This window comes from Elusimicrobiaceae bacterium (assembly GCA_017520185.1).
Lineage (GTDB): Bacteria > Elusimicrobiota > Elusimicrobia > Elusimicrobiales > Elusimicrobiaceae > Avelusimicrobium.
Map to the genome: position 1 here is coordinate 153,356 of JAFXGO010000008.1, position 21,630 is coordinate 174,985.

General features: G+C 41.9%; 27 protein-coding genes. 2 read left to right on the forward strand and 25 right to left on the reverse strand.

What is annotated here, in order from left to right; genetic code table 11:
• Positions 1–135 precede the first annotated feature (135 nt).
• Genes IKL48_01315 through IKL48_01350 form a run of 8 tightly spaced genes read right to left on the reverse strand, consistent with a single transcriptional unit; the run spans position 136 to position 4,747 of the window.
• On the reverse strand, positions 136–336 hold the full coding sequence (locus IKL48_01315) for a hypothetical protein (GenBank protein ID MBR3603323.1): 201 nt from the start codon (positions 334–336) through the stop codon (positions 136–138).
• Positions 333–512 (reverse strand): hypothetical protein, encoded by a 180-nt coding sequence (locus IKL48_01320; protein ID MBR3603324.1) that lies wholly within the window; start codon positions 510–512, stop codon positions 333–335. Before IKL48_01320 ends, IKL48_01315 begins: the two co-directional genes overlap by 4 nt.
• Positions 513–521: 9 nt before the next feature.
• Positions 522–746 carry a hypothetical protein gene (locus IKL48_01325; protein MBR3603325.1) on the reverse strand — a complete coding sequence of 75 codons (225 nt, stop codon included), beginning with the start codon at positions 744–746 and terminating at the stop codon, positions 522–524.
• Positions 743–1,039: a hypothetical protein gene (locus tag IKL48_01330; GenBank protein ID MBR3603326.1), complete on the reverse strand. Its 297-nt coding sequence runs from the start codon at positions 1,037–1,039 to the stop codon at positions 743–745. Before IKL48_01330 ends, IKL48_01325 begins: the two co-directional genes overlap by 4 nt.
• Positions 1,040–1,041: 2 nt before the next feature.
• Complete coding sequence (locus IKL48_01335; GenBank protein MBR3603327.1) at positions 1,042–2,238, reverse strand: hypothetical protein; 1,197 nt, start codon at positions 2,236–2,238, stop codon at positions 1,042–1,044.
• Positions 2,235–3,686, reverse strand: coding sequence for a hypothetical protein (locus IKL48_01340; protein MBR3603328.1), 1,452 nt, complete (start codon positions 3,684–3,686; stop codon positions 2,235–2,237). Before IKL48_01340 ends, IKL48_01335 begins: the two co-directional genes overlap by 4 nt.
• Before the next feature lie 10 nt (positions 3,687–3,696).
• Complete coding sequence (locus tag IKL48_01345) at positions 3,697–4,203, reverse strand: hypothetical protein (GenBank protein ID MBR3603329.1); 507 nt, start codon at positions 4,201–4,203, stop codon at positions 3,697–3,699.
• A 25-nt stretch (positions 4,204–4,228) separates the two neighbouring features.
• Complete coding sequence (locus IKL48_01350) at positions 4,229–4,747, reverse strand: hypothetical protein (protein MBR3603330.1); 519 nt, start codon at positions 4,745–4,747, stop codon at positions 4,229–4,231.
• Here IKL48_01350 and IKL48_01355 point away from each other — a divergent pair.
• Positions 4,731–5,459 carry a hypothetical protein gene (locus IKL48_01355; GenBank protein ID MBR3603331.1) on the forward strand — a complete coding sequence of 243 codons (729 nt, stop codon included), beginning with the start codon at positions 4,731–4,733 and terminating at the stop codon, positions 5,457–5,459. The two genes, IKL48_01350 and IKL48_01355, sit on opposite strands and share 17 nt — an antisense overlap.
• Positions 5,460–5,496: 37 nt before the next feature.
• On the opposite strand, the gene IKL48_01360 is transcribed toward IKL48_01355, so the two are convergent.
• From IKL48_01360 to IKL48_01390, 7 genes are all read right to left on the reverse strand, one after another.
• Positions 5,497–8,100 carry a hypothetical protein gene (locus IKL48_01360; GenBank protein ID MBR3603332.1) on the reverse strand — a complete coding sequence of 868 codons (2,604 nt, stop codon included), beginning with the start codon at positions 8,098–8,100 and terminating at the stop codon, positions 5,497–5,499.
• A gap of 1 nt (position 8,101) precedes the next feature.
• A complete protein-coding gene (locus IKL48_01365; GenBank protein ID MBR3603333.1) occupies positions 8,102–8,689 on the reverse strand; it encodes a hypothetical protein in 588 nt (195 codons plus the stop codon).
• Positions 8,690–9,090: 401 nt separating this feature from the next.
• Positions 9,091–9,468 (reverse strand): hypothetical protein, encoded by a 378-nt coding sequence (locus IKL48_01370; protein MBR3603334.1) that lies wholly within the window; start codon positions 9,466–9,468, stop codon positions 9,091–9,093.
• A gap of 17 nt (positions 9,469–9,485) precedes the next feature.
• Positions 9,486–10,463, reverse strand: coding sequence for a hypothetical protein (locus tag IKL48_01375; GenBank protein ID MBR3603335.1), 978 nt, complete (start codon positions 10,461–10,463; stop codon positions 9,486–9,488).
• A 48-nt stretch (positions 10,464–10,511) separates the two neighbouring features.
• Positions 10,512–11,087 (reverse strand): hypothetical protein, encoded by a 576-nt coding sequence (locus IKL48_01380; protein MBR3603336.1) that lies wholly within the window; start codon positions 11,085–11,087, stop codon positions 10,512–10,514.
• The gene (locus tag IKL48_01385; GenBank protein ID MBR3603337.1) at positions 11,080–11,385 is read right to left on the reverse strand and encodes a hypothetical protein; all 306 of its coding nucleotides are present in this window, start codon (positions 11,383–11,385) and stop codon (positions 11,080–11,082) included. Before IKL48_01385 ends, IKL48_01380 begins: the two co-directional genes overlap by 8 nt.
• A gap of 114 nt (positions 11,386–11,499) precedes the next feature.
• Positions 11,500–13,065, reverse strand: a complete 1,566-nt coding sequence (locus tag IKL48_01390; GenBank protein ID MBR3603338.1) for a head-tail connector protein — start codon at positions 13,063–13,065, stop codon at positions 11,500–11,502.
• Between the two features lie 83 nt (positions 13,066–13,148).
• Here IKL48_01390 and IKL48_01395 point away from each other — a divergent pair, with 83 nt between their 5' ends.
• Positions 13,149–13,328, forward strand: coding sequence for a hypothetical protein (locus tag IKL48_01395; protein ID MBR3603339.1), 180 nt, complete (start codon positions 13,149–13,151; stop codon positions 13,326–13,328).
• Positions 13,329–13,473: 145 nt separating this feature from the next.
• On the opposite strand, the gene IKL48_01400 is transcribed toward IKL48_01395, so the two are convergent.
• From IKL48_01400 to IKL48_01445, 10 genes are all read right to left on the reverse strand, one after another.
• Positions 13,474–14,793: a terminase family protein gene (locus IKL48_01400; protein ID MBR3603340.1), complete on the reverse strand. Its 1,320-nt coding sequence runs from the start codon at positions 14,791–14,793 to the stop codon at positions 13,474–13,476.
• 1 nt (position 14,794) lies between these two features.
• On the reverse strand, positions 14,795–15,223 hold the full coding sequence (locus tag IKL48_01405) for a hypothetical protein (protein MBR3603341.1): 429 nt from the start codon (positions 15,221–15,223) through the stop codon (positions 14,795–14,797).
• A 244-nt stretch (positions 15,224–15,467) separates the two neighbouring features.
• On the reverse strand, positions 15,468–17,051 hold the full coding sequence (locus tag IKL48_01410; GenBank protein MBR3603342.1) for a hypothetical protein: 1,584 nt from the start codon (positions 17,049–17,051) through the stop codon (positions 15,468–15,470).
• A gap of 16 nt (positions 17,052–17,067) precedes the next feature.
• On the reverse strand, positions 17,068–17,493 hold the full coding sequence (locus IKL48_01415) for a hypothetical protein (protein ID MBR3603343.1): 426 nt from the start codon (positions 17,491–17,493) through the stop codon (positions 17,068–17,070).
• Between the two features lie 11 nt (positions 17,494–17,504).
• On the reverse strand, positions 17,505–18,215 hold the full coding sequence (locus IKL48_01420; GenBank protein MBR3603344.1) for a prepilin-type N-terminal cleavage/methylation domain-containing protein: 711 nt from the start codon (positions 18,213–18,215) through the stop codon (positions 17,505–17,507).
• Positions 18,212–18,730 (reverse strand): prepilin-type N-terminal cleavage/methylation domain-containing protein, encoded by a 519-nt coding sequence (locus IKL48_01425; protein MBR3603345.1) that lies wholly within the window; start codon positions 18,728–18,730, stop codon positions 18,212–18,214. Before IKL48_01425 ends, IKL48_01420 begins: the two co-directional genes overlap by 4 nt.
• Positions 18,731–18,733: 3 nt before the next feature.
• Positions 18,734–19,309 (reverse strand): type II secretion system protein, encoded by a 576-nt coding sequence (locus tag IKL48_01430; protein MBR3603346.1) that lies wholly within the window; start codon positions 19,307–19,309, stop codon positions 18,734–18,736.
• Positions 19,310–19,319: 10 nt separating this feature from the next.
• The gene (locus IKL48_01435; GenBank protein MBR3603347.1) at positions 19,320–19,862 is read right to left on the reverse strand and encodes a prepilin-type N-terminal cleavage/methylation domain-containing protein; all 543 of its coding nucleotides are present in this window, start codon (positions 19,860–19,862) and stop codon (positions 19,320–19,322) included.
• An 8-nt stretch (positions 19,863–19,870) separates the two neighbouring features.
• Positions 19,871–20,383, reverse strand: coding sequence for a prepilin-type N-terminal cleavage/methylation domain-containing protein (locus IKL48_01440; GenBank protein ID MBR3603348.1), 513 nt, complete (start codon positions 20,381–20,383; stop codon positions 19,871–19,873).
• A gap of 10 nt (positions 20,384–20,393) precedes the next feature.
• Positions 20,394–21,620, reverse strand: coding sequence for a type II secretion system F family protein (locus tag IKL48_01445; protein ID MBR3603349.1), 1,227 nt, complete (start codon positions 21,618–21,620; stop codon positions 20,394–20,396).
• Positions 21,621–21,630 lie beyond the last annotated feature (10 nt).

The following is a 21,630-nucleotide window of genomic DNA, read 5'->3' on the forward strand; positions in this document are numbered from 1 at the left end:
TAAAAAGCCGCCTTTTTAGGCGGCTTTTTTTATGGACAGATTTGCTGAAAACTCAGCAAAGCGCGAAGATTTTGAATATTTAACTGTCCGATTGCTTCATCTTGATAATCAAAACGTACCCGACAAACAGGTGCATTATTTTTGATATTTCCCGCACAAGCGCTGCATACACTCATCATAAGAAAGATGAGCATTAGCGCGTAATATTTGTTGAATTTGTTCATTTTCTCGCTCTCGTTGTTGAAGTGATTTTTTATCAGCAAAGGTTTTTCCGGTCCAAAAACCAAAAACACCGGCTACCAAGACCACTAAAACAAAAATGATTTCCGTTATCATTTGCTAAAAGACCCATCCGGATTACACAAAGACAAAGCCGAAAGAACTTTGATTACTTTTTGTAAAACACGATCATCTTTAGACGTAGGGGTTAACTTTACTATCATCGTACTCAGTGTCACTACCACCCCCAATATGGCCAAAAGATCTTTTGCATTATTCTGTATCCATTCCATATTTTTCTCCTAATTACTGCGTCTGAATTGCATTAAAATAGATTTGATAGTTTTAACATCATCTATCACGATGTCCATTTTGACGTCTTGACGAGCCAATTGGTCTTCGTGTTGTTGTACACGTGCCTCCAATTTATCTACACGCGGTGGCAAGCCATACATCGTAAAAAACCAAAACAACACCGCCCCCAATATGCTTAATACATATACCCAGCCTTGTATTTTTTCACTCATTTTTCCCCCTCACGCAACTCGGCAGCCAAGTCCTCAATCTCTTGGGCTTTGGCTTTGGTGTAGTCGGAATACAAAGAGCCTTCTGCCAAAATACCTTCGCGTTGCCAACGGCTCATGCCATAGTCTTGCTCAAGTTTAGCCACCTGTTCTTCTAATGTCGGCTCTTTAGGAGCAGGATTAGCCACGATGACATACTGCGCTCCTTGTTTTTTAATGTGCGCATTGTTTTGGTTGCACCAAATAGCGGCTTTCGTATAGTTTTCTTTCGTTAAAATTTGTCCGATTTCAAACATTTTTATGCTCCTTGTCCACAGGCATAATATTTTCTTACGTATGCCAATGAAAGAGTTTTAAAGTATGTATTACTTTCTGACTTTGCTGTAATCGCGCCCCACACACTTTGTACAGTAGAATTATCCTGCAAAGAAGGGACAGATACATAATAATTAGTGTCAGCAAAAGGTTTTAAAAAAGAAACAGAGACGTAGGTATTTGAGCCTGTAGGTACAATCCCGCCTTGTTCCAACCAACCGCTTTTCCAAACTCTATACCAATTTCCATCTTCATCAGAATAACTTTCCACTACATAGTTATAAGCAGGAGGAATGTTGCTGAAGTCGGCATTGGCTTTATGTTGAATAGATTCTGTTAATAAATCTAATTTTGACGCACTTTCTGCCACCGATTCTGCGCTTTGTTTAGCTTGGTTTGCACTTTGGGCGGCAGATTCTTGGCTGGCTTGTAAATCTTGTGCAAAAGATTCGGCAGAAATAGCCGCATTTTGCGCTGTTTGCGAAGCAGATAATGCCTGATAAGCGGCTTCTTGAACGCTTATTTGCGCGTTTAAAATATTCTCTTGGGCTTGGCCGACCGCTTGAGAAGATGCCACCGCCTCATCACGCGCATCAGCAGCCTGTTGTGCATATTGCTGCAAATTACCTACGGCCTGTTCTGCCGCCGCACTTGCTTGTAGCGCCGTTTGTGCCGCTGAGGTGGCGGTAGATAAACTCTGTTGGACTGAGACAGTGATGTTTTGCGCATCTTCTTTGGCGCGGGCCAATTCCTGCAAATATTCCATCGCATCGGTAGAAGTACTTTCTGCGTTTATAGGAAATTTTACTGCACGCGACAACTGTGCCGCTAATTCCTGTGCAATCAGCATGGCTTTATCGTAGCCTGCTTCTAAAATAGAAGGGTCAAAACTTTGTTGGGCCAAAAATTCTGTCTCTTGGCACAGGGGTGTTTCTCGCTCCAACAATAATCTTTTTTTTGACGGAAGGGGCAGAGCATCGCTATCCGGCTGCGGATAATAGAAAATTTTATTTTCCTCATCAATTTCAAAATCTCCCGTCAGAAGATTTTTTTCTCCTTTTTCATCGAGCAAATAAATTTTTATATCTTCTTTATTTAAAAACGGAAAAGGAATATCCCACCGTACGGTTTCTCCGTTTCCTTGATAGATTACATATGTTTGCGTTGTTCTGATTGTCATTTTTCTACCTCTTGCAGGCGCAAAATTTGGCGGGCGCGTTGCGCTGTTGCTAAAGCATCTTCGCAATTTATCCCTGAAGTATAAATACTGTATTTAAGAGCCTGCCTTTGCGAGTCCTCCTTTGCTTGTTCTTGTACCAACTGTTCCACCGCTTGTTTTAAAAACACTTCGTCGGATACACTTTCACCTGCCTGTTTTTGACAAAATTTATGCTGAAGCAAAAAATATTCTTTAGCGGTCAGTTGTTTTTTTTCAAAAGAACGTTCTATTTCTTTTTCTTCTGCCTTTCCCTCCAGCACTTTTTCATACAAACTGTTAAAAACGACCGGATTGCTAAAAGAGCCCTCCTCTGCCATACGCAAAGAGGCTTTTTGCAATTTATCAAAACTTTCCTTCCCTAACTTATCCACCTCAAAGTCTATTATCATGGATGAATTTCTTTGGGAAAATAATTTTTTATACAGGTTGGCTCTATCGGCAAAATAGGCCCTTTTCCGCTCTGCCACATGAGCCGAAAAAACCTGCCAAAAAATATCTTTATCCTCTGTTTCAGGCTTGATATCTTGGATAAAAGACTCCATTCTCTTGGCAGAAAAATCTTGCTCTTTTTCCATCTGCTGATATATACTTTTCGGCAAAGAAGCCACCTGCAACTCTGCTTTTTTATAAGAGATTTTAGATGATAAAACCGCTGCTTTTTCTTCAGGAATTTCATTTAAAAAATGATGAAACACTTCCTCCGCTTGCGAAACAAGACCTTCTTGTAAAGATGTGTGGATATTTTTCAAAACGGCCTCTTGTCGCAAGGTTTGTTGTGTTTCTTTCCATGCGATTTCCGACATACTTTCACTCCCGTTTTCTTGTGAAGCTGCGGATAAATTGTTTTGAATATATTCTTCCAAAGCGGCCACCCCCCTAACGGCACTGGCCACCTGCAAGAAAATTTGACGTCCTTGTACTAAACGCATTTGATGAGCCTGCGCATATTTCTTTTGTTCTTGCTCTAGCGCATGACGGCGCATGACCACATAATCTTGAGAAGCCAAGAAATCCGTTTCCATTCCGGAAGAATGAGATTCTGCGTATTGATCTAATTTTTCTACCGAAGAAGAATCTTTTTCATTTTCTGCAGAAAATAGATTCTTTTGATAGAAATCAAACAATTCTTTTCTCTGATCAGAAGAAAAAACTCTTTGTTTCGCCGGATTTTCCGAGATGGCGTTTTTTTCCGTCTTTTCTGTTTTGCTCTGTTTGGAATATTTATTTTTTTCCAGCAGATTTGTTGCCTGCTGATATGTTTGAGCAACGGCTTTCCACTGTTGTCCCACTTTATGCAAATCAAACCAATGCTGATGACCGGAAGCCTCTTTTAAAGGTCTGGCCAAAGGCACCGAACGGGCAAAACTGCCTTGATATACTACTTTATTTTTATAAACCGGTATTTTCATATTTTCCTCATTATTGGCTAAACCAACTGCTCAACACATTGTTTATTTTGCCCCACCATTTAGAGTTTGCTCTTTTAGCTGCTTTTCGATATTGCTCCGCTTCTGTACGTGCTTGCATGGCCTCCAACGTGGCTTGTGTATTTGTTTGCCGGATAGATCGGCTCATATTCTCAGCCAACATTTCTTGATCCAAAAGCGCATTAAGACGGCTATTTTTCAAGATTTTCTGTACTGTAGCCGAACCGGCAGATAAACCGCTGGCAGCCAAAGAAGTCTTCTGCTGGCCCAATAAATGGGCATAATCCTTGCCAAGTTCCCTATTTTGATATCCTGCATCTTGAAAAATATATTCCGTATTTTTTTTGGCATTTTCTTGCGCTTGCTTGGCTTGTTCATCAGCCATTTTAGCCAAAGAGCGGTAATAATCTTTTTCCTGATCATGATCTGTCAATAGTGCCGCCGCCGTAGATAGAACACTCCCCCCCGTAAATAAAACATTTCCTAAAGCTCCTCCCATAATGCCTCCTTGCTGATTTGTAGACCTAACAAGGTCTTTGAAATTGATACAACTCAAAAACGGTTTCTTTTCCGGCTAAATGTATTTTTCCTTCTTGTTTACATGCACCTAAACGCAACAAATACCGTTGCGCCTGCCGATAGCGAACATCGCACAAGGCATATAATTGCGGATAAATACTTAAAAAGTAGCGTAAAACCTCTTTGGACACTTGCCAAAATTTCTTGGGGCTTTGCTCCACTCCTTTTCCCGTCCAAGACCACACACATCCTCTCGCGCCCAACAAACTGTCTGCCTCTACTCCAGCTGCGCCGCAAATCTTCCCACGATAAAACAAAGCCAAAGCAATGCTGGACTTTTGATAACATTTCTCCAACACATCTTCTACCGGCAGACGATAGGCCGCCCAGATTTCTGAGCGATCTTGTCTGCGTAAAGATAAAGCCAACTGCGCTAAATCTTCTTTACAAAGCAACCGCAAACTAATATCATGATAAGAGAGTAGTTTTTTATCTAAGGAGGATATAATGCTTGCATTCATCATTCTTGCTATCCTGTTGTTAGGAGCAGTTTCTTTCGGCCTTTTGTTCCTTATTTTTAAGCTCATTTGGATTTTATGCAAAAACAAACGAAACTTTTGGCCGCTGATTCTTTCCGCCGTATTATCCACTATCCTGATGTTAACGGCGGCATTCTTTAGCTATTCTGTATATCAAAAATACGTAAAACCTTTTGACCCTATCATACAAACTGCCAAAACGCAAAAGAGTTTGCAAATAGGAAGTCGCCTTTATACTAATCCCGTAGGTTTTGCCCTTACTTTACATGATGGGACTACCATGAGTAATTGGATTAAAGTAGAGGATTGGAACTTTTTGGTAGGCTTGGATACTAATATTTTCGTAAACAAAGAAAAGAAAAATCAGCCCTTCTCATTTTACCTTTTGGGCCACGAAACAGACGATGACCCTCAAAATGTGCATAAAATCATGGAAGATATAACACAAGCTCTTTCTTCTTACGATTCATCCGAAGGTAAAATTGAAATAAAACAGGCACAACCTATTGATGTAGGATCCAATACTATAGGAGAAATACTCACCGCAGATATTTACCCATTGGATCAAACCCCTCCGCTGACATTTTCTTTAGTAATGGCCACCAAAGGTTATAACACTTATTTCTTAGTAGGGGTTGGCAACTTAGGAAATGAAAAGGTTTTAGATACTGTCAGCAGTTTTGTTATCACCAAATAAAAACTTCTCAAACGCCCGATAAACATCGGGCGTTTTTTTAACATATTTGCGCCACCACCGCCAAAACAGTGACGGGAAATGGGTCTTTTTGGACAAACGTCACTGCCGGAAAGACCGAATGAGCAGAAGATAACACTTTGCAAAACTCGCGCGTCTGCAATGGGGCTGCTTGTCCATATACCTCTGAAGGCAACGGATACAATGGGTCCAATTTTCCCCCTGATGCTCCTGCTTCCCCACCGCGGCTATCCAACATTTTAAGCGTTATTTTAACTAGACGGCGTCTTCTGTCTTGCATACTGCCTTCTGATGTTTCAAAAGAAACAGGCAGTGTCTCTAACTGCGCCTGATAAGAAAGCCCCACATGTGCCGTACAAACAGGCTGCTGAAAGGATATTTTTCCGTCTTTTACTTGCACATCCATCAGTGGATTTCCGTCTGCCAAAACCACCACTTTTTGCCCTTCTAAATGCTCTAATCCGCTCATTTGGCTAAAAGGCTGATTGCTTTTTTGCGATACACTGCAATCTAAAAAAATCTGATCTTCCACTGCTTTGCTGGGCATACGGGCCAACATGCGTTCTATGAAACAAACTCCATTTCTTTGTGTTAAAAACCAAGTTTCGTCATATCCGCGCGAAGGGATACAGCACACACTAAGAAATTTCCCTTGTGTTTGGTGTTTGCTCCAGGCCCACATTTCCTCCTCTGCCAAATAGGTTAACGAGAGCAAACTTCCGTCATTTAGTACACACCAAATTAAGTTATCGGGCTCTTGCTGATAAGAGAGGGCCTTTATCTCCTTGTTAAAAAACAGATGTTTGGCACGTAAGGTTAAATCTCTACCTGTATAACAGTCGCTGCTATAATCGTAGAAAAAATCTCGTAATACGCCCCCGCGCGATTGTACATACAAAGTGCGATTGCCCACCACCAACGGTGCCACTTTGCTGGCACCGCGTTCTCCCTCTTGAGCAATTTCAATATTATACGGAGTTAAGGCCCCATTACAACCCAAACTCCACTCACTTCCTGCCGTAAAAATGAGTAATTTGCTTCCAACAGCCACAGAATGAATGGCATTGAGTTTTTTGCTGGAAAGATGCAAACTAATAGCATCTGAATCTTCTAAAGTGCGCAAATACCCAAAATTTTCATACTCCCCCGTTTTAGAAAACCAAATTGTTTGCGGTTCTTTTTTACTACCGGCAAAGCCTAAACGGTCCTGATAAAAAAATACACAACTAGGAAACCCTGCCTCCGAATGGAAAGATCCCTCTGCCCAATCTGAGGTCCACTGTTGCATATCTCCCGGTTGACGCTGCACCGATACCAACATTTCTCGAGGGCTGACATAACTTTCCAACTTTACAATTCCTTCTTGCATAAAGGCATCCGATTGCAAAATATAACCCATTTCGCCGGAAATGCCCAAACAACGCAAACGCAAATAACGCATCTTGGCCGACAGTTCCAAATTTCCCAAAGTACTTATATTATCTTCATCTTGGGCTTTGGTAAAGTGCTTCACTTTGTTCCACGTTTGCCCATCTTCAGAAGATTCCAACACTACTTCTCCAAACCAATTTCCGGTGGTCCGTAAGCGCCAATCCCCCCCTGTTTTAATAATCGCAGATACGCCGTTGTAGCCTAATGTTCCCGTCTCGTAAAAACTCTCTATACGGTGATTTAAGGCAAAAAGTCCCCCTACCTGTCCCGGTCTGAAAAAATCAAAATCTGTCTGAAGATAAAGTTTTTCTTCTCCGCTGCTTATCACTTCTCCGGCATTCGAGCCACCGCTCATGGTTTGCGTCACGATCAATTTGGGTGCAGACAAAAGTGCTTCTCTATATTCAATGACCAGCTGGGCTCCATTATGACTTCCCCCCGTCTGCTGAGGTGATTCAATGCGCAATACCCCGCCCTGATTAAATGCTATACAACCACTACTGCTACATCTGAGATTGAAGGCTTGCACCACTTCATTAATGTTAAAACCAAATCCGCTGGGGTCATAAAAACGTTCTCCCCGCCAATAAGCCTGAATAAAACAATTTGGATAAATAATAGGCAAAAAAGACAAAGAGGCCTTTACCCCTTCCGAAACTACCGTTTCGCTTTTGCTCCACAAACGTGCTTTTTTACTTTCGTCTGTATTAGCCAACATAAAAGGGCCGTCTTTTATCTGCAAATCTTGTAAAGTAAAAAAACCATCCTCCGTTCGTATCAATTTTTTAGGAAAATATTCGCTATGGACCAAAAAAAGAGTTTGGTCATACTGTACATAATGAATCAAGTCCAAGTCCTTTGCTAAATACGGAGAAGGTATTTCATAAATCAGCCCCTCTTTTAGCAAAGTGCCGGCCGGAGCATGGACACGAATGTATTGCTCTCCCAACTCCAAGACATAGGCTTCTTCTTCAGAGAGCACAAAAGGAATCAAACGGCAGTTTTTATCAGAATATTTAGCCTGATTGATGTAGGCCGTACCGCAACGGTTAGAGGCACCCCCCTGTGGGTGAACAAAGAAATTGCAGGCTGTTTTCAGCCAAGAAGTATAAGAAGGCACATCTACTCGAGGATAAAGATGAGGGCTTACTTCCCCACCCGAAAAGTTGGATTGTACTGCATGAAAAACCATATTATCTTGCCTCCCAAAAACTACTTTTACCCTGATGGATATCAAAACTTTCCGTCATATTGCAGCGGCGAGCTTCATCTAAAGCCAACGTATATTTCTGTAAAATACGCTGCGCCAAAGCCCCATCACCGGTCAAAGCCACTGCCAAATCTGCCGCTAAAGCCAAAGAAAAGGTCTTTACAAAGGCCGGGTCAAACATTCCCTCATCTTTTACATCTTGTGTATACTCGGCTTGAGCCTGAGATATACCGGAAAAAATAACTCTGGCATGAATATCATGCTGATAAATCTCTTTAAAGGCAGTAGATTGAGCATATCCCCCCTGTCCAAAAACGCGGCGAATAAATAAACAATCTTGCGGATAAGCATACATATAAGGCCATTCGGATGGGGTTTTTTGCGGTAATAAAGACAAATTTTCAATACAGCCGGCAAAAGCCCAATTATGCGTCCGCAGAACCTCTCTTTTTACAGGTTCATAAAATAAATTACATCTGCGAGACTTCTCATCATCTTGTTTCAAAGAAGAAATAGGTTCTTGCCCCAAATGAGCCAAAGCCATATTACATATATCCGTTTTTGATATCATTTTAAACTCCGATTTTAATTTATATTAAATTTTAAAGGTTTTTCAATAAAACTATAATATTAAAAATAAATACAATTTTTAAAAATACTTATTTTTTAAGTATTTTTATTTTTATATATATTTTTACACAACTAAAACCTTCTTTAACAAATTTAAAAAGATTTAGATTCAATTCATTATTGTTTGGATACAAACAGCACATAAAATATCATTTTTCTTTAAAATTTCATCTTTTAAACCTTTTTTTCTCCAAAAAACCCTTTATTTTCTGTTTTTTTTGTTCTTGATATATACTTTTACCCTCTTATGCCTTAAAAACCTACCAGACACACTCTTTTTTTCTATAAAATAGCGATATAGGGCGCAGGAGACACCCAAAAACCTGCGCCCTCTGGCTGCGATTACATATCCGAACAGTCTGTCAGAAACAGAGAGAGTTTCCCTGCCGTAGCAGATCCTGTCACATCATAATAACCGCGAATATATCTTTTGGCTCCCAAAGGCAAAACCATTTTCAGTAAGGTTTTTCCTGCTTTTAAATCCTCCGTTTTTAAAGAAACGGCGGCCAATTCTTCCATTCCGGCAAAATCTGCCTGATTGGAAGTTTGCAAAGAGATTTTTAAACCGGATAATCCGGCAAAATCTTCTGCCACTTGCGCCACCACCATTACATGTCCGGCCATATCCCCTGCGGCCGTTTGGTCAATGACATGCTCTGATGCGCCGGAAGCGACAACAGCCTGTTTATCTGAAAGAAGCAAACTGGTATCAATTAACATATTTTCTCCTTAATTTCTTAAATAACCACATTTTCCGTATCGGTAATAGCATCACAGATATGGACCGGAATTTCATTAAACGTCATTAATGGACGGCTGGTAATTTGATCCGGCGTATACTGTACGTTATGTTTATTGCTGGTTAACTTGCGCAAAGCCGCTTTTACGGTGCGGTTCATATACCAGAAAGGTTTTCCCAAGTTAAGGCTTTGGATACGTTCTTCCAAATCACACATTTTATCAATCAAATCTTCCGACACATTGGTCACATCAATATTGCAGATGCGCCCGGCATAACGCCAATCTTGCACCGCCAGACCTAATTTCCATTCAAAATACTCTTTGTAAGCAGGATATTCGTTGCCTTCGGCATCGGTATGATTGATTAAACCATGATCCACCCGCTCAATACCGGCTTTAGAGCCATGCGGGAAAAAGGTAAAGATTTTATCATTATCCCACACAACCAAGTAAATAGAGGAGTTTTGCCCGTCGGTTTTTCCACCGGCATCAATAACGTTGCGTGCGCTTTCGGCTTCAGTCAGCGTATTATAACGAGCCGCCAAACCGGTAAAGCGTTCCGGTGTGTGACCGGCATTTCCATAAATCAAATTACTGGCCATTGTATTGGACATACCGGCAATAATGGCTTTGCTTTGCCCTGTACGTACCGCCTGCAAATTACCGCCTTTTTCCGCCACCAATTTATCCACCACAGAATAAGAAGATAACGTGCCATACCCTTCCACCACCACTTTTGTAGTAGCTTTGGCAGGCTCAATTCCTTGATAGGCTCTGCGCCAAGTACCTTCCGGAATGCCGGTACGAACGGCATACTCATGACCGGAGTCTAAATTACTTTCCACCACCAACGCATCTGCGATGATGTCATTGGATTTACTTAATACCTCAGCAATAGCCAACTCTTGGCCGGATTGGTCAAATTGTTTGGCATAATCTAAGAGGTTGTAATATTTATCTGCAATAATCGCCATAAATTAAATTTCCTTATAAAGTCGGTCCTTTCGGACAAAGAAAACCGTCTAGGCGGATTTCCCGTATAAAGCCTCAGCAAAGGTTTTGTCCATCGTGGTGCGCGCCGAACCGCCGATAGAACAATCTTCGCTGATTTGTTTGCTGATTTCATAAAAAGTCTTAACGATTGTCGGATGACTGCCCAAACCGGTGGCATCTAATAAGTTTCTCAGTTCTTCTCCGCCAAAACGTTGCACCACAGATAAAGCTGCAGTCAAATGCTTTTGATAGCAGGGTCCCAGCATTTGTTGGGTCTGTGCCGTCCATTTATCTAGGATTTGTCGACGCGCTTCGTCGGATATTTTCCGTCCGTCCGCCAATATTTGCATCTCCCAATCCAATAATTTCTGCACCGTTTCAGCCGGTAGATGTAATTGACCGGCCAATTGCTTAAAAGATTGCCAGTTTTCCTCACAACCTTTTAATTGGGTGGGAAGTTCCAATTTTTCATACTCGTCTAACTTTTCTACAGCAGGCAGCTGATCTGCGGCGGAACTTTTTTCCGCTTCGCTCAGCCGGCCGGTTGTTTCGTCGGCCTTCAAATCATCTATGGGGGTTGTTTCTAAGGATTGTGTTTCAGACATAAGGCTGCTCCTCTTTTTCTTTATCAATTTTATTTTGCTGGGCCTTCAATTCAGACAAATACTCCGCCCGCATTTGTGCCAACAGCAAGGGAGAAACTTCTAAAATTTGGTTTTGCAAAAACAGTCCAATGCTTTTTTGACCGCAGTGAAAAGCCGTTGCATACGGATCTGCCGGCACAAAGCCGTGATGATCCGGTTGTGCCACCTGTAATAAACGCCATAATAGCCGCCTTCCTTGTGGCAATTTCAATACGGCAGATAAATCTGCCAGATTTCTTTTTTCTATCGATTTACTCATGCTTCACTCTCTGCTTTTAACGGGGAAGGAAACAACAGCGTATTTCCTTCCCCACTGCGTAGGGGGGCTCGTTAATTTTAGGCCTCCCCGCGCCGCAGCATTATTTTTAGATTTTTACTTTTGTTGCATTTGCTCAATCTGAGCCATCGCCACCGTTTGGCGTTGTGTGCGAATGCGTTGCGTTTCTTCTTCGCTGCGAAGAAGCACCGGCGGCACTCCCAACAAATCCAATCCTTCCTCTACGGCTCTGTCAAAATCAATCTTATCTAGTACTTCCGGATGCCCTTGCGCCAACTGTGCAACAAAATTAATCCCCTGTTCGATAGCACTGACTCCGCTTGCTTTTTGCGCCTGTGCTATCATGGATACGTACTGAATTTTAATATCTTCTCCCTCTACAATTTGCGGAGGCAAAGGAATTACCCCCCGACGGTACATAATATTAAAGGTGCGCTCAATTAACGGGTCCAACAGTTCATTTTTCAATCTTTCCAATACCGGCCCCAATACCAACATTTTTTCCTGATGTCTTTCGGCCACTTCTCTAGCAGTCATTTTTGAAAAATTTTGTGCACTTAACATCAGGAACACATCGGCAAAAAATTGCCCTTTAATCGTCTGTTTTACACGTTCAATACTACTGTCTAGGGCGGCCAAATCTATAGGCACCTGATAGGCCGGTTTAACGGCGGCATCTGTAGTGCCGTTATAGCGGGTCAAGCCACCTGGTAAAAGGTTTACCTCTCCCTGCACATTGGCAGATACCATCATCGGAGGATTAATATTTTTATCCAAAGCCACCAATTTGGCTTTTTGCATTTTTTGGAGCATTTTTACATCGCCCAAACTTTTCCAACCTGGTCCGCGTCCGTAGATATCGGAACTGTTTTTTACTTCCCAACGGGCCGCAATAACGGGAAACTCTTGATATCCTGCTCGTCTGAGCAGATGTCCTTGCGGTGTAAAATAAGCAGATGCGTATGGCATATGAAGAAAATCTATTTTGCTTGGATCGGCCTGAGGGTTGGGTACAATTACATGAATTACAGGAAAAAATTCTGCACTTTTTTCTTGGGCACGCAAGGCGATAGAAGCAGGTAAGTTATTTGAGCCAAACTGTTCTAGCATTTGTCCTGCTGTCATAAAAAATTCTCGCCCAAAAGCATTAATTTTCCCATGACTATCGGCTCCCAACACATATTCTCCGGCCGTAAAACTGCGACAACTGATAATATGGTCAGCATCCTCCTCCAATAGAAAAGCAGCCGTACCGAAAATAGAAATCTCCTGATAAAAACTGTGCAAAGTATTGTAAAGATTAGAACGGCTTAACACTTCTTCCATTCTGCGTCTTACTTCATACAACCAATGACGCACCCCGTCTTGTTTCATCAAATCGGCATCCGATAAGTTTAATTCAAACCAACTGCGGCTGGGACTGGTAAGGCCAGACATCATACCGGCGCAAAGCACCTCTACCGCCAGCATCGGATCGGAATCAATTAAAGCGCGATGATCTATTTTCTGCCCGTCATTTACTGCTTCTCCCTCAAAAAAACCACGTGTGGGAGCAATAAACTTAGACAACTCTTTCCACGTGTTTTTCCACGTTTTAGATTGGGCTTTCATGCCGTCATACTGTTTGCGGAAAAATTCCGTTTCTTGTGTTCTGTAAGTCATAAATCACCTTTGTTGGAAGATATGTACTGCGTGCAAAGAAAAGAAAAATTTATTAGGATATAAAAAAACCTAAAGGAGTGTTTATGTTGGGAGTTATTTTTATTTTGATATTTGTACTACTATTGGCTTTTCCGGGATTTTATCTCATCACACGCCAAGTTTTTCCGAGAGGAAGCAAACGCAAGGCGGCTTGGATTTCAGGATTGGTAAGTGCAATTTTTTTAGTAGGTTTACTGCTTATGATGTTTGGAACAATGTTGTAAGTGTTTTTGGTCTAAAAAGACCTAGATTTAATAGATAAACTTGATAAAACGATTATAGCATATTTTGTTAGTTTTGTCAAGTTTTTTGTTAGCATTTTTTATTTTTTCGTCGATAAATTATTAAATTTCTTTTTTAAAGTTAGTTTTAAATCACATTATATTCTGTTTTGGCAAAACTTGAACTTTCACCTTTTTTCTTCAAAACAGGCATGGCAAAAGTGAGCGCCAGGGCATCTGCCAAGTCCGGACTTCGGCCACAACGTGCTTTTAAATCTTCCTTACTTTCCAATTTCATTTTGCCGGAAGAATCAAAACTATAACGCACCCCGCACAAATCCGCCCTAAGTTGTGCCGATACCGGCAAGGCCCCTCCGTCGTGCAACCACTGTGCCATTTCCCCCCACATTTCAGCTCGTTTATTGGCATATTGTCCCACTTTTATCGGAGCAGAACCGAAGTTTATTTCACAAACTTCAAAACCAAGTTGTCTCAAGCGGTCTATCACCCCCCCGCCACAACCGCTATCTATAAATACTGCATCCGGACGAAAAGAATCTATCGTAGCTGCTACGCGTGAAGCAAGCGTCATGTGGTCTGTTTTGGAAAATATTTCCGGTGGGAAACCTTGCATTCCCTGACGTCTAAAAATTACACTTCTGTCCGCTCCAAAACGGGCCGGATCAACCCCGATAATTTTAGGCGCATAACGTAATTGAGCCGAAGAATAATGTCTCTGTTCTGCAGCCAACACCTCACTTACATTAATCAGCACATCATCGGCATCGGCCGTAAAATCACACAAATATTCTTGGCGAAATAAATGCTGCGGCGTATGCGCTTTGATATGAGCCAATTCGTCTGCGTCAATCACTCCTGTTTTATCCGCCGGAAAAACACCGCACCACCATTGTTGCGGCATAGAAATCATGGCTTTCTGGGCGTGTTGATACAAATCATAAAATTGATTTTGTCCCTTTGGTGTTCCGGTAAACAGAACCCATCCTTGACGAGAAAGAAGCATTGGGCGGATAATCTCATCAAATACATCTGGCTTAATTTGGGCATATTCGTCCAGCACTACTCCGTCGGCATATGTACCGCGCAAAGCGTCTGGATTATCGGCCCCCAACAGCCAAATTTTAGACCCGTTCGGCAATAAAACACTTAGTTCTGTTTCGCACAGTTTAACCTGCGGCAAAGGCATAGTATAACGCTTCATATAATCCCAAGCAATGAGTTTGGTTTGTTTTAAAAAAGGAGAAATATAAAAATAACGTCCAGCGGTGCGTTTATTTTTCAAAGCACTTTTTAGTAAATGATTAATGGCGCAAACCGTCTTGCCCATTTGCCGATGCGTCACCAAAACATTAAAGCGGTGAGTTTCCAACTGCTCATGAATCAGCGTCTGAGGATAACGCGGCTTGTAAGGAATAACAATCTCTTCTACCATTCTTTGACGAGGCATTTTATTTCTCCCACCGAATCACTAAAGGTACTTCTTTTTTAGAGGTTTCTTCTTTTCCGTCTTTCCACCCTAATAAATTCTTAGCCGTAAAAACAGCAAAAGAAGCAGAATAATTCCCACGCAAACTATTTTGAATTAAGATATTTCCCTGCAAATCGCGTGCTTTTTTGGCAGATTGGGCAAAGTCCGGATATTCTTTTTCCCATTGGGTTAATATTTCTTGCGTGACCCCCAAACTTCGTGCAAATGCCGCAAAGGTAGGCAGTTCTGCCGCCGTTTCTATTAAAGAAACAGAACCGTCCTTTTTTATTACTTCTGTGACGGTAAAAGCCGATATGTCAAAAAATGCCAACAAACGTTGGGCATATTCTTCTTGATAAACAAGTGTATCCTTGTCGGAAGATATGTTTTTTCTTTTGGAATTTGTCATTTTTTTGCTACGAGAAGTCATAACGATCGATGAAAAACAAACCCGCTGAGAACGGGCCAAAAAGAAGATAATAATATTTCGGGGAAAAATGAGGACAAAAAAATACAAACTTTTAGTTTGTATGTATTTATTATATCATATTTTTTATTGTTTGTCAAATAAATAAAAAATTAGGTCAATTTTTCGAGAAAAAAACAGCATAAGATATAATCTTATGCTGTTAAAAACTTTCGTTAAGTGGAAATTAACGGAGGGTGTTGACCCATTTCCAAAAAGCATCTTCAAAATTGGCAGCACTGCTATAACGGTAGGCTTTACCTAATGCTTTTTCGACGGAATAAGGCTGATACAAGGTTTTTCCGCTCTTATCTTTCATCACAAACCCCGTCGACGGGTCTCTCATAGGTTCTCCTTGTGAAAGCAGGCGGGTAAACTGCTCAAATTGCATACGATTAGACGGGGAAGAAGTATTGGCCGGATTTAATAAAAACCGCACCATAGCATAGGCTTGGAAATACCACTCTTGCGTTTTTCCACGCGCTTGCATTGCCTCCAAAGACCCCTCTTGCATAAATTGGCCAAACGGCATCAGCACCAGCGGCTTTGCTCTGCGAGAGGATGAACGAAATTTTTTAACGCGACTAGAGCCAAATTCTTCCGTCGGGCTGGATTTACTTCGTTGCAAATTATACGTCTTAAAATCATTGGCCCAAGGACCGCCTTTCACACCATTATAGGCTTGGTCTTCCATATAAACAGCCAACCCTTCATCCAGCCAAATGGGCGTAGCTAAGCGATTGGTTTTATGCTTGTCAAAATATTTTTGCGTAAAGATATGCACCAATTCATGCGTAAACACTTCTTTAAGTTCTTGTTGTTTACCCGGCTCATCATAGACCACAATTTCTCCACGAGTCGGATAAGCTAACGCTCTGGTCCATGCTTTGGCGCTGGGTTCATATTTTAAGTAATTACCATGATCTTGATATACAAACACCCTTACTTTTTCCGTCATCATCCAGGGAATGTTTCGACGGAGCGTGGCATAGGCAGACTCAAAAGCCATTGACATATTAGAACTTCCGATTCCGCCCGATCTTTTTTGCGTATAAATTACAAAATGTGTACTATTGCTTTTGACCCACTCCACTCCCGGTCTAAAGGTATTGGGGTTAAATTTTTTTTCTTTAGGCGAAGGGACGGAAGCATGAGCAGTCTTAGAAGCCGGTTCTGGAATAAAGCGACCTTGTGTACTGGCTTTTTTGGATTCTTGCAACATGCGCGCGGCATAATCCAATTCAGCCTGTGCGGCTTCTTCTGCTTCTTTTTTTTGTTTATCTTCTGCTTTTTCCTGCTTATTTTTAGGAGTACCGATGCGTTCACCCTCTTTTAAAGCATTGTTGGTCTCTAATTCTTTTTCAATGGCAGTTTTTTGAGGCGTTTGCGCAGGCTTAGGTTGCAAAGATTCTAGAGGAGAAACAACTTTTTTCTTTACCACCTCTTTTGATTGAACAGCGGGCACGGCGGATTTCTGAGGTACTAGCGGAGCTGCTGAAGAAGCAGTTTTTTTTGTCTCCACAGTCTGAGAAGGAGCCGATGAGGGCACTTGCGGTTTGGCTTGCTCTTTTGGGGCAGACGTATCCGTATTAACGGAAGTAGCCGGAGCAGCAATGCCGGAAGTGCCAAAAGATTTTTTCAATAAATCAATATTGGAAGGAGGAGCATCTACTGCATTACCACCTAAAGATTCTTGCAGAAATGAAGAAGTTTGAGCCTGAAGAAAACCTACAACACAAAAACAGAAAAAGAAAATAAGAATCTTTTTCATTCACCAGCCTCCTTTTTTACAGAAAATTACTTCCCGTTGTCACTTCATATACAATGGCACGTAAACCGCCATTGTTGGCAGATTCTTTTGTCGCATCAGGTTCTATAGTTGCCGTCACTTTAAACTTACCAAATTCACAAACGATGGATTTTACCTGGTCAGCAGCAGGACAAGCAAGAGAAGGATTGCTCCCTTTGCAATACATAATACCGTCTTTCATATCTCTGCGAAAAGCATCCGGACTTTTGGCCGTCCACAAATCATTTACTCTGGACATACAAGCCTGGATTAACACCTGAGCCGATGCCTGCCGACGGGTTTTACGGGCAGAGGCCGTACGGGACAAATTAGCCCGCAAAATCATCGTGGTAATTCCTGCCAGAATAACGGTGATTAACAATACCTGCATGAGGGCGGCGCCTCTTTTATTATTTTTAATCATCTTCTCCCCCTCTAGTAGCCGATAGGCGCAACAAAGGTTTCTTCCACCGTTTCGTTAACAACGGGGACGGAATCCAATTCCGTAATAATATTTACACGCAACATACTGTTTATCCCTTCCCGACTAAAACTTCTGCGCCCTATCATAGGCACGGCATATCCTGCAATAGAGGGAATGTATTTCACGTGAGAGAGTGCCACTTCTTTGGAGACTTCTCCGGAGTTTTTGGCCTCATCACAAGTCAGCACAATAGCAGTAGGATATTCATAACGATAAATCTTACCGCCTCTGATAGCTCCTTCCGGCACAACATTGCTGGTTTCGGTACCGTTTTCAAAACAATACAAAACCGTCTTTTTTTCTGTGGAAGAAGTAGAACCGACTTGCGTCGTAATTTGCTCTAAAACAGGATTTCCGTCGCGCATTTGATTTTTCGTCAAGCGCAAAAGTTTTACGGTGTCTCCTGCACCTACCTCAAACACCCCATTATCTCCGTCTGCAGCACAAAGAGCACATTCATCTACTCTTGTAGCCTCCTGCAAATCAGCACGCAATGTACGCATAAAGCGAGACAAGTTGTTTCTCATCATTACTTTGCTGCGGCCCACACCGGATTCTCTGGCGGCAGAACGAGTTAATGCTGCCAAAGAGATGGAAATAAGGCCCACAATCATCACCGCCAACAACACTTCCGTTAACGTAAACCCTTTTTTATTTTTCATAACGTGTACCCATTACAAGAAATCAAAAACTCTACCTGAATTTCCGTCGTCGCTGCGTTATTTACAACAGCATCATCTGTACCATCTTCTTTTTTCTTCTTGGCCAAATCTGTTGTGCGAGGACGCAAAGCAGCATTGGCAACTTCTGAAACTTTATATATAAAACCGGAATTTTTAACATCGCATTGATGCGGCAACAAACAGTTTATTTCATGTTCGCCCACAGCCAAAGGGGTGGTATCATCTCCGCACAATCCAGACGAAATCTGCGTAGCATAAGTATCGCCAAAATCACTGCTTATATTGGTTTGATTTGCATTTACATACACTTGCAACATTTGCTGGGCTCTGTCTACGGCAAGAGCCATTTCTTCACGCATATCCGGAGCTGAACTTTTGCGAGAAGTACTGAGCAAAACGCCAAAGGTACCAGTCGCCACAATGGCCAAAAGCATCAGCGCAATCAACCCTTCCAACAACGAAACACCCTTTTTACTTTTTAAAATTCTTTTCATTTTTTACTCCAAATTCTCATATATTTGCCCATCCCAACCGATAGCCATATAATAATGAGTACTCCCATCTTTTAAAATATAGTATTTATCTCCGCCTAAGCGTCTGTCTGCTTCTGCTACATAGGCATACATAGCTACCGTCCGGTCGTCATAACTTTTTACTTGGCACAACTCACTGGTATGGCTGGCCGCAGTCCAATGATCACAAAAATAAAAGGTATAAGGCAAAGAGGAAAAGTCTTTCCAATTAGCAAAACCGCAAGCGAACAATTGGGCGGGTTCTGCCTTTTCTTGAGCAGGAGAAGGGATACCGCTGGCTGCTTGGTTATTGCATGCCTGAGTAGAGAAACCCTTAGCATTTTTAGCCTCAAACGAAGAGTCCTCCTTGATATCCACCCCTTTTGTATTTTGATAAAAAGAGCGACGTGCTTCCAACAAGTTTTTTAAAGCATTTTTTGCTTGAGAATTACGAATATCAAAACGTACCGAACGTAAACCCGGCACCGCAAAGCTGACAATCGTTGCGATAACCAAAAGCACGAACAAAATTTCCATTAAGGTAAAACCCTTTTTATCCATAATTACACCTCTATAAGGACACACATTTTTCTTCAGAATCTTTTTTACGGCATTCTATACCTTTTCCGGTTTCATACACACAATAGGTATTGGTTTTAAACTGATCCGGCAGTCGGGCTGTGTCTCTTGCTTTCACACAAGCCAAAGGAAAATTCTCTCCGTCTTTTTTCGAACAAATTTCTCCCGTAGGAGTTGTACCGCAAATCATATACTCAAAAGAAGTATTCGTCCAAGCGCCGCTTTCCATATATCCGCAAGTAGTTAAATCTCCCGCTTGAAAAACTTCAGGAAAAGAACTTTCCTGCATGTCAAATGGGCATTTTCCGTCATAATCAACATTTTGCATAATTTCTTCTTTAAAAGATACAGACGGATAATCCATTTTGACACGTTGCAAACTGCCTGCCAATTGATTAGTCATCGCACGCGCCTGCGCCCAACGATTTTCCGCTACACTATTGCGGTAAGAGGTCGTGGCAAAAACCACCAAAATCCCCAAAATGGTAGACGCAACCAACAACTCCAACAAAGTAAAACCTTTTTGATTTTTCATACAATCTCTCACCCGTTGCTATTATGCAACATGCCGTCTTCTCGGCTGACCCAAGCACATTTATAAGCATCTATTGTGTGGTCTTTATTTTCCATACAGGCCAATGCATCTGCTGCTGCGTCCCGTTTACAAGTGCTGGAACAAACCGGCTTTCCAGTGGTGCTAAAAGCATAATTATAGCCTTTGTATTTACCATCAGACTGAAAATCTACTTTTCCCAAATACTGTTTACCCAACATCCAAGCAGCAGCTGTACTTGCCGTAGGGGCGGAAGAATAATCTGGCGTGTTGGAAGAAAACGCTGCAGAACTAATCTCCAAATCCGGATATTCCTCCATCAGCATCTGCGTAGCCGTAGCCAACTCCACCAATACTCCGGAAGCGGACATATATTGAGCACGCGCCTGCGATTTTTTATAAGAAGGCACCGCAAACATCGTAATCGTGACAACAATTACCACCACCACCAGCACTTCCACCAATGTAAAACCGCCTCGACAATCCTTCTTTTTTAATGGCATAGACGCCTCCTTATTGCCCACCGATTTGAGATAACTTGAAAATCGGCAAGAAAATAGACGCCACAATAATACCGATCAAAGCACCCACACCACAAATCAAAATTGGGTCAATAACCGCAGAGAAACGGGCAATAAATTGATCCACGTTGTCGGCATAGAACTTAGAAAGCGTAGCAATAATGCTGGGCAATTTACCGGATTCTTCACCCATGAGCATCATTTCCGTCATCAATCCGGGAAATACGCCTGCTTCGCGGAAAGAATCAGAAATAGACTTACCGCCCGCCACTTGGGTTTTAGCCTGACGCAATGCATTTTGAATAATAACGTTGGTGTTAAAAGAATCTTCCAATACCGATATTGCGTTCAAAATAGTCACACCGCTACGCAACAACGTAGCCAATGTTGTCAACATTCGAGAATAATAAATGTTGCGCAAAAAATTACCAAACAAGGGTATCGCTAGCAAGAAGGAATGCCAACGTTTCTTACCTTCCGGTGTTTTGATATAGAAGCGAAAGCCTAAAAAGGCGACTATCATCCCGACAATAAGCAAAATACCGTTATTGATTAAGAAACCAGAAATGGCCAACACCACTACGGTAATCATCGGCAACTCGATATTAAAATCTTTAAAGATTTGAGCAAACGTAGGCACAATACCCAAAATAAAGTACACAAGTACACCCACAGAGGCAAAAGTCAAAATAGCCGGATAAGTGACAGCCGTAATAATTTTGCTTTTCATGCCTTCTTGGGTTTTAATGTATTGAGAAATTTGACCCAATGTGTCAGCCAAGTTTCCACCTACTTCGCCGGCCTGCACCAAAGACAACCAAATGTTATCAAAAGTCTTTGGATGGCGCGACAACGCAGAGTGAAAAGAATTACCGGCAGCCACGTCTTTGGCTACTTGGTTTAACACCACACCCAATTTAGGGTTAGAAGCATATTCACTTAAAAGCGAAACGGCACGCACCAACGGCACACCGCCGGCAATCAGGGTAGAAAGCTGCTCAGCAAAGAAGGCCAACACGTGGCCAGGCACTTTGCCGCCTACCTTTTTGGTACCGGCTGTTTTACCAAAAAGTCCACTGCTAGAGCCATCGCGTACTTCCAGAATAATATAGCCTTTATTCTGCAACGCAAAAATTACTCTATCGCGGCTTTCGGCGTTAATACTACCCTTGAGAGTTTTCCCATTTCCATCTTTGACTACATAACTGTATTTTTGCATAAAACCCCTT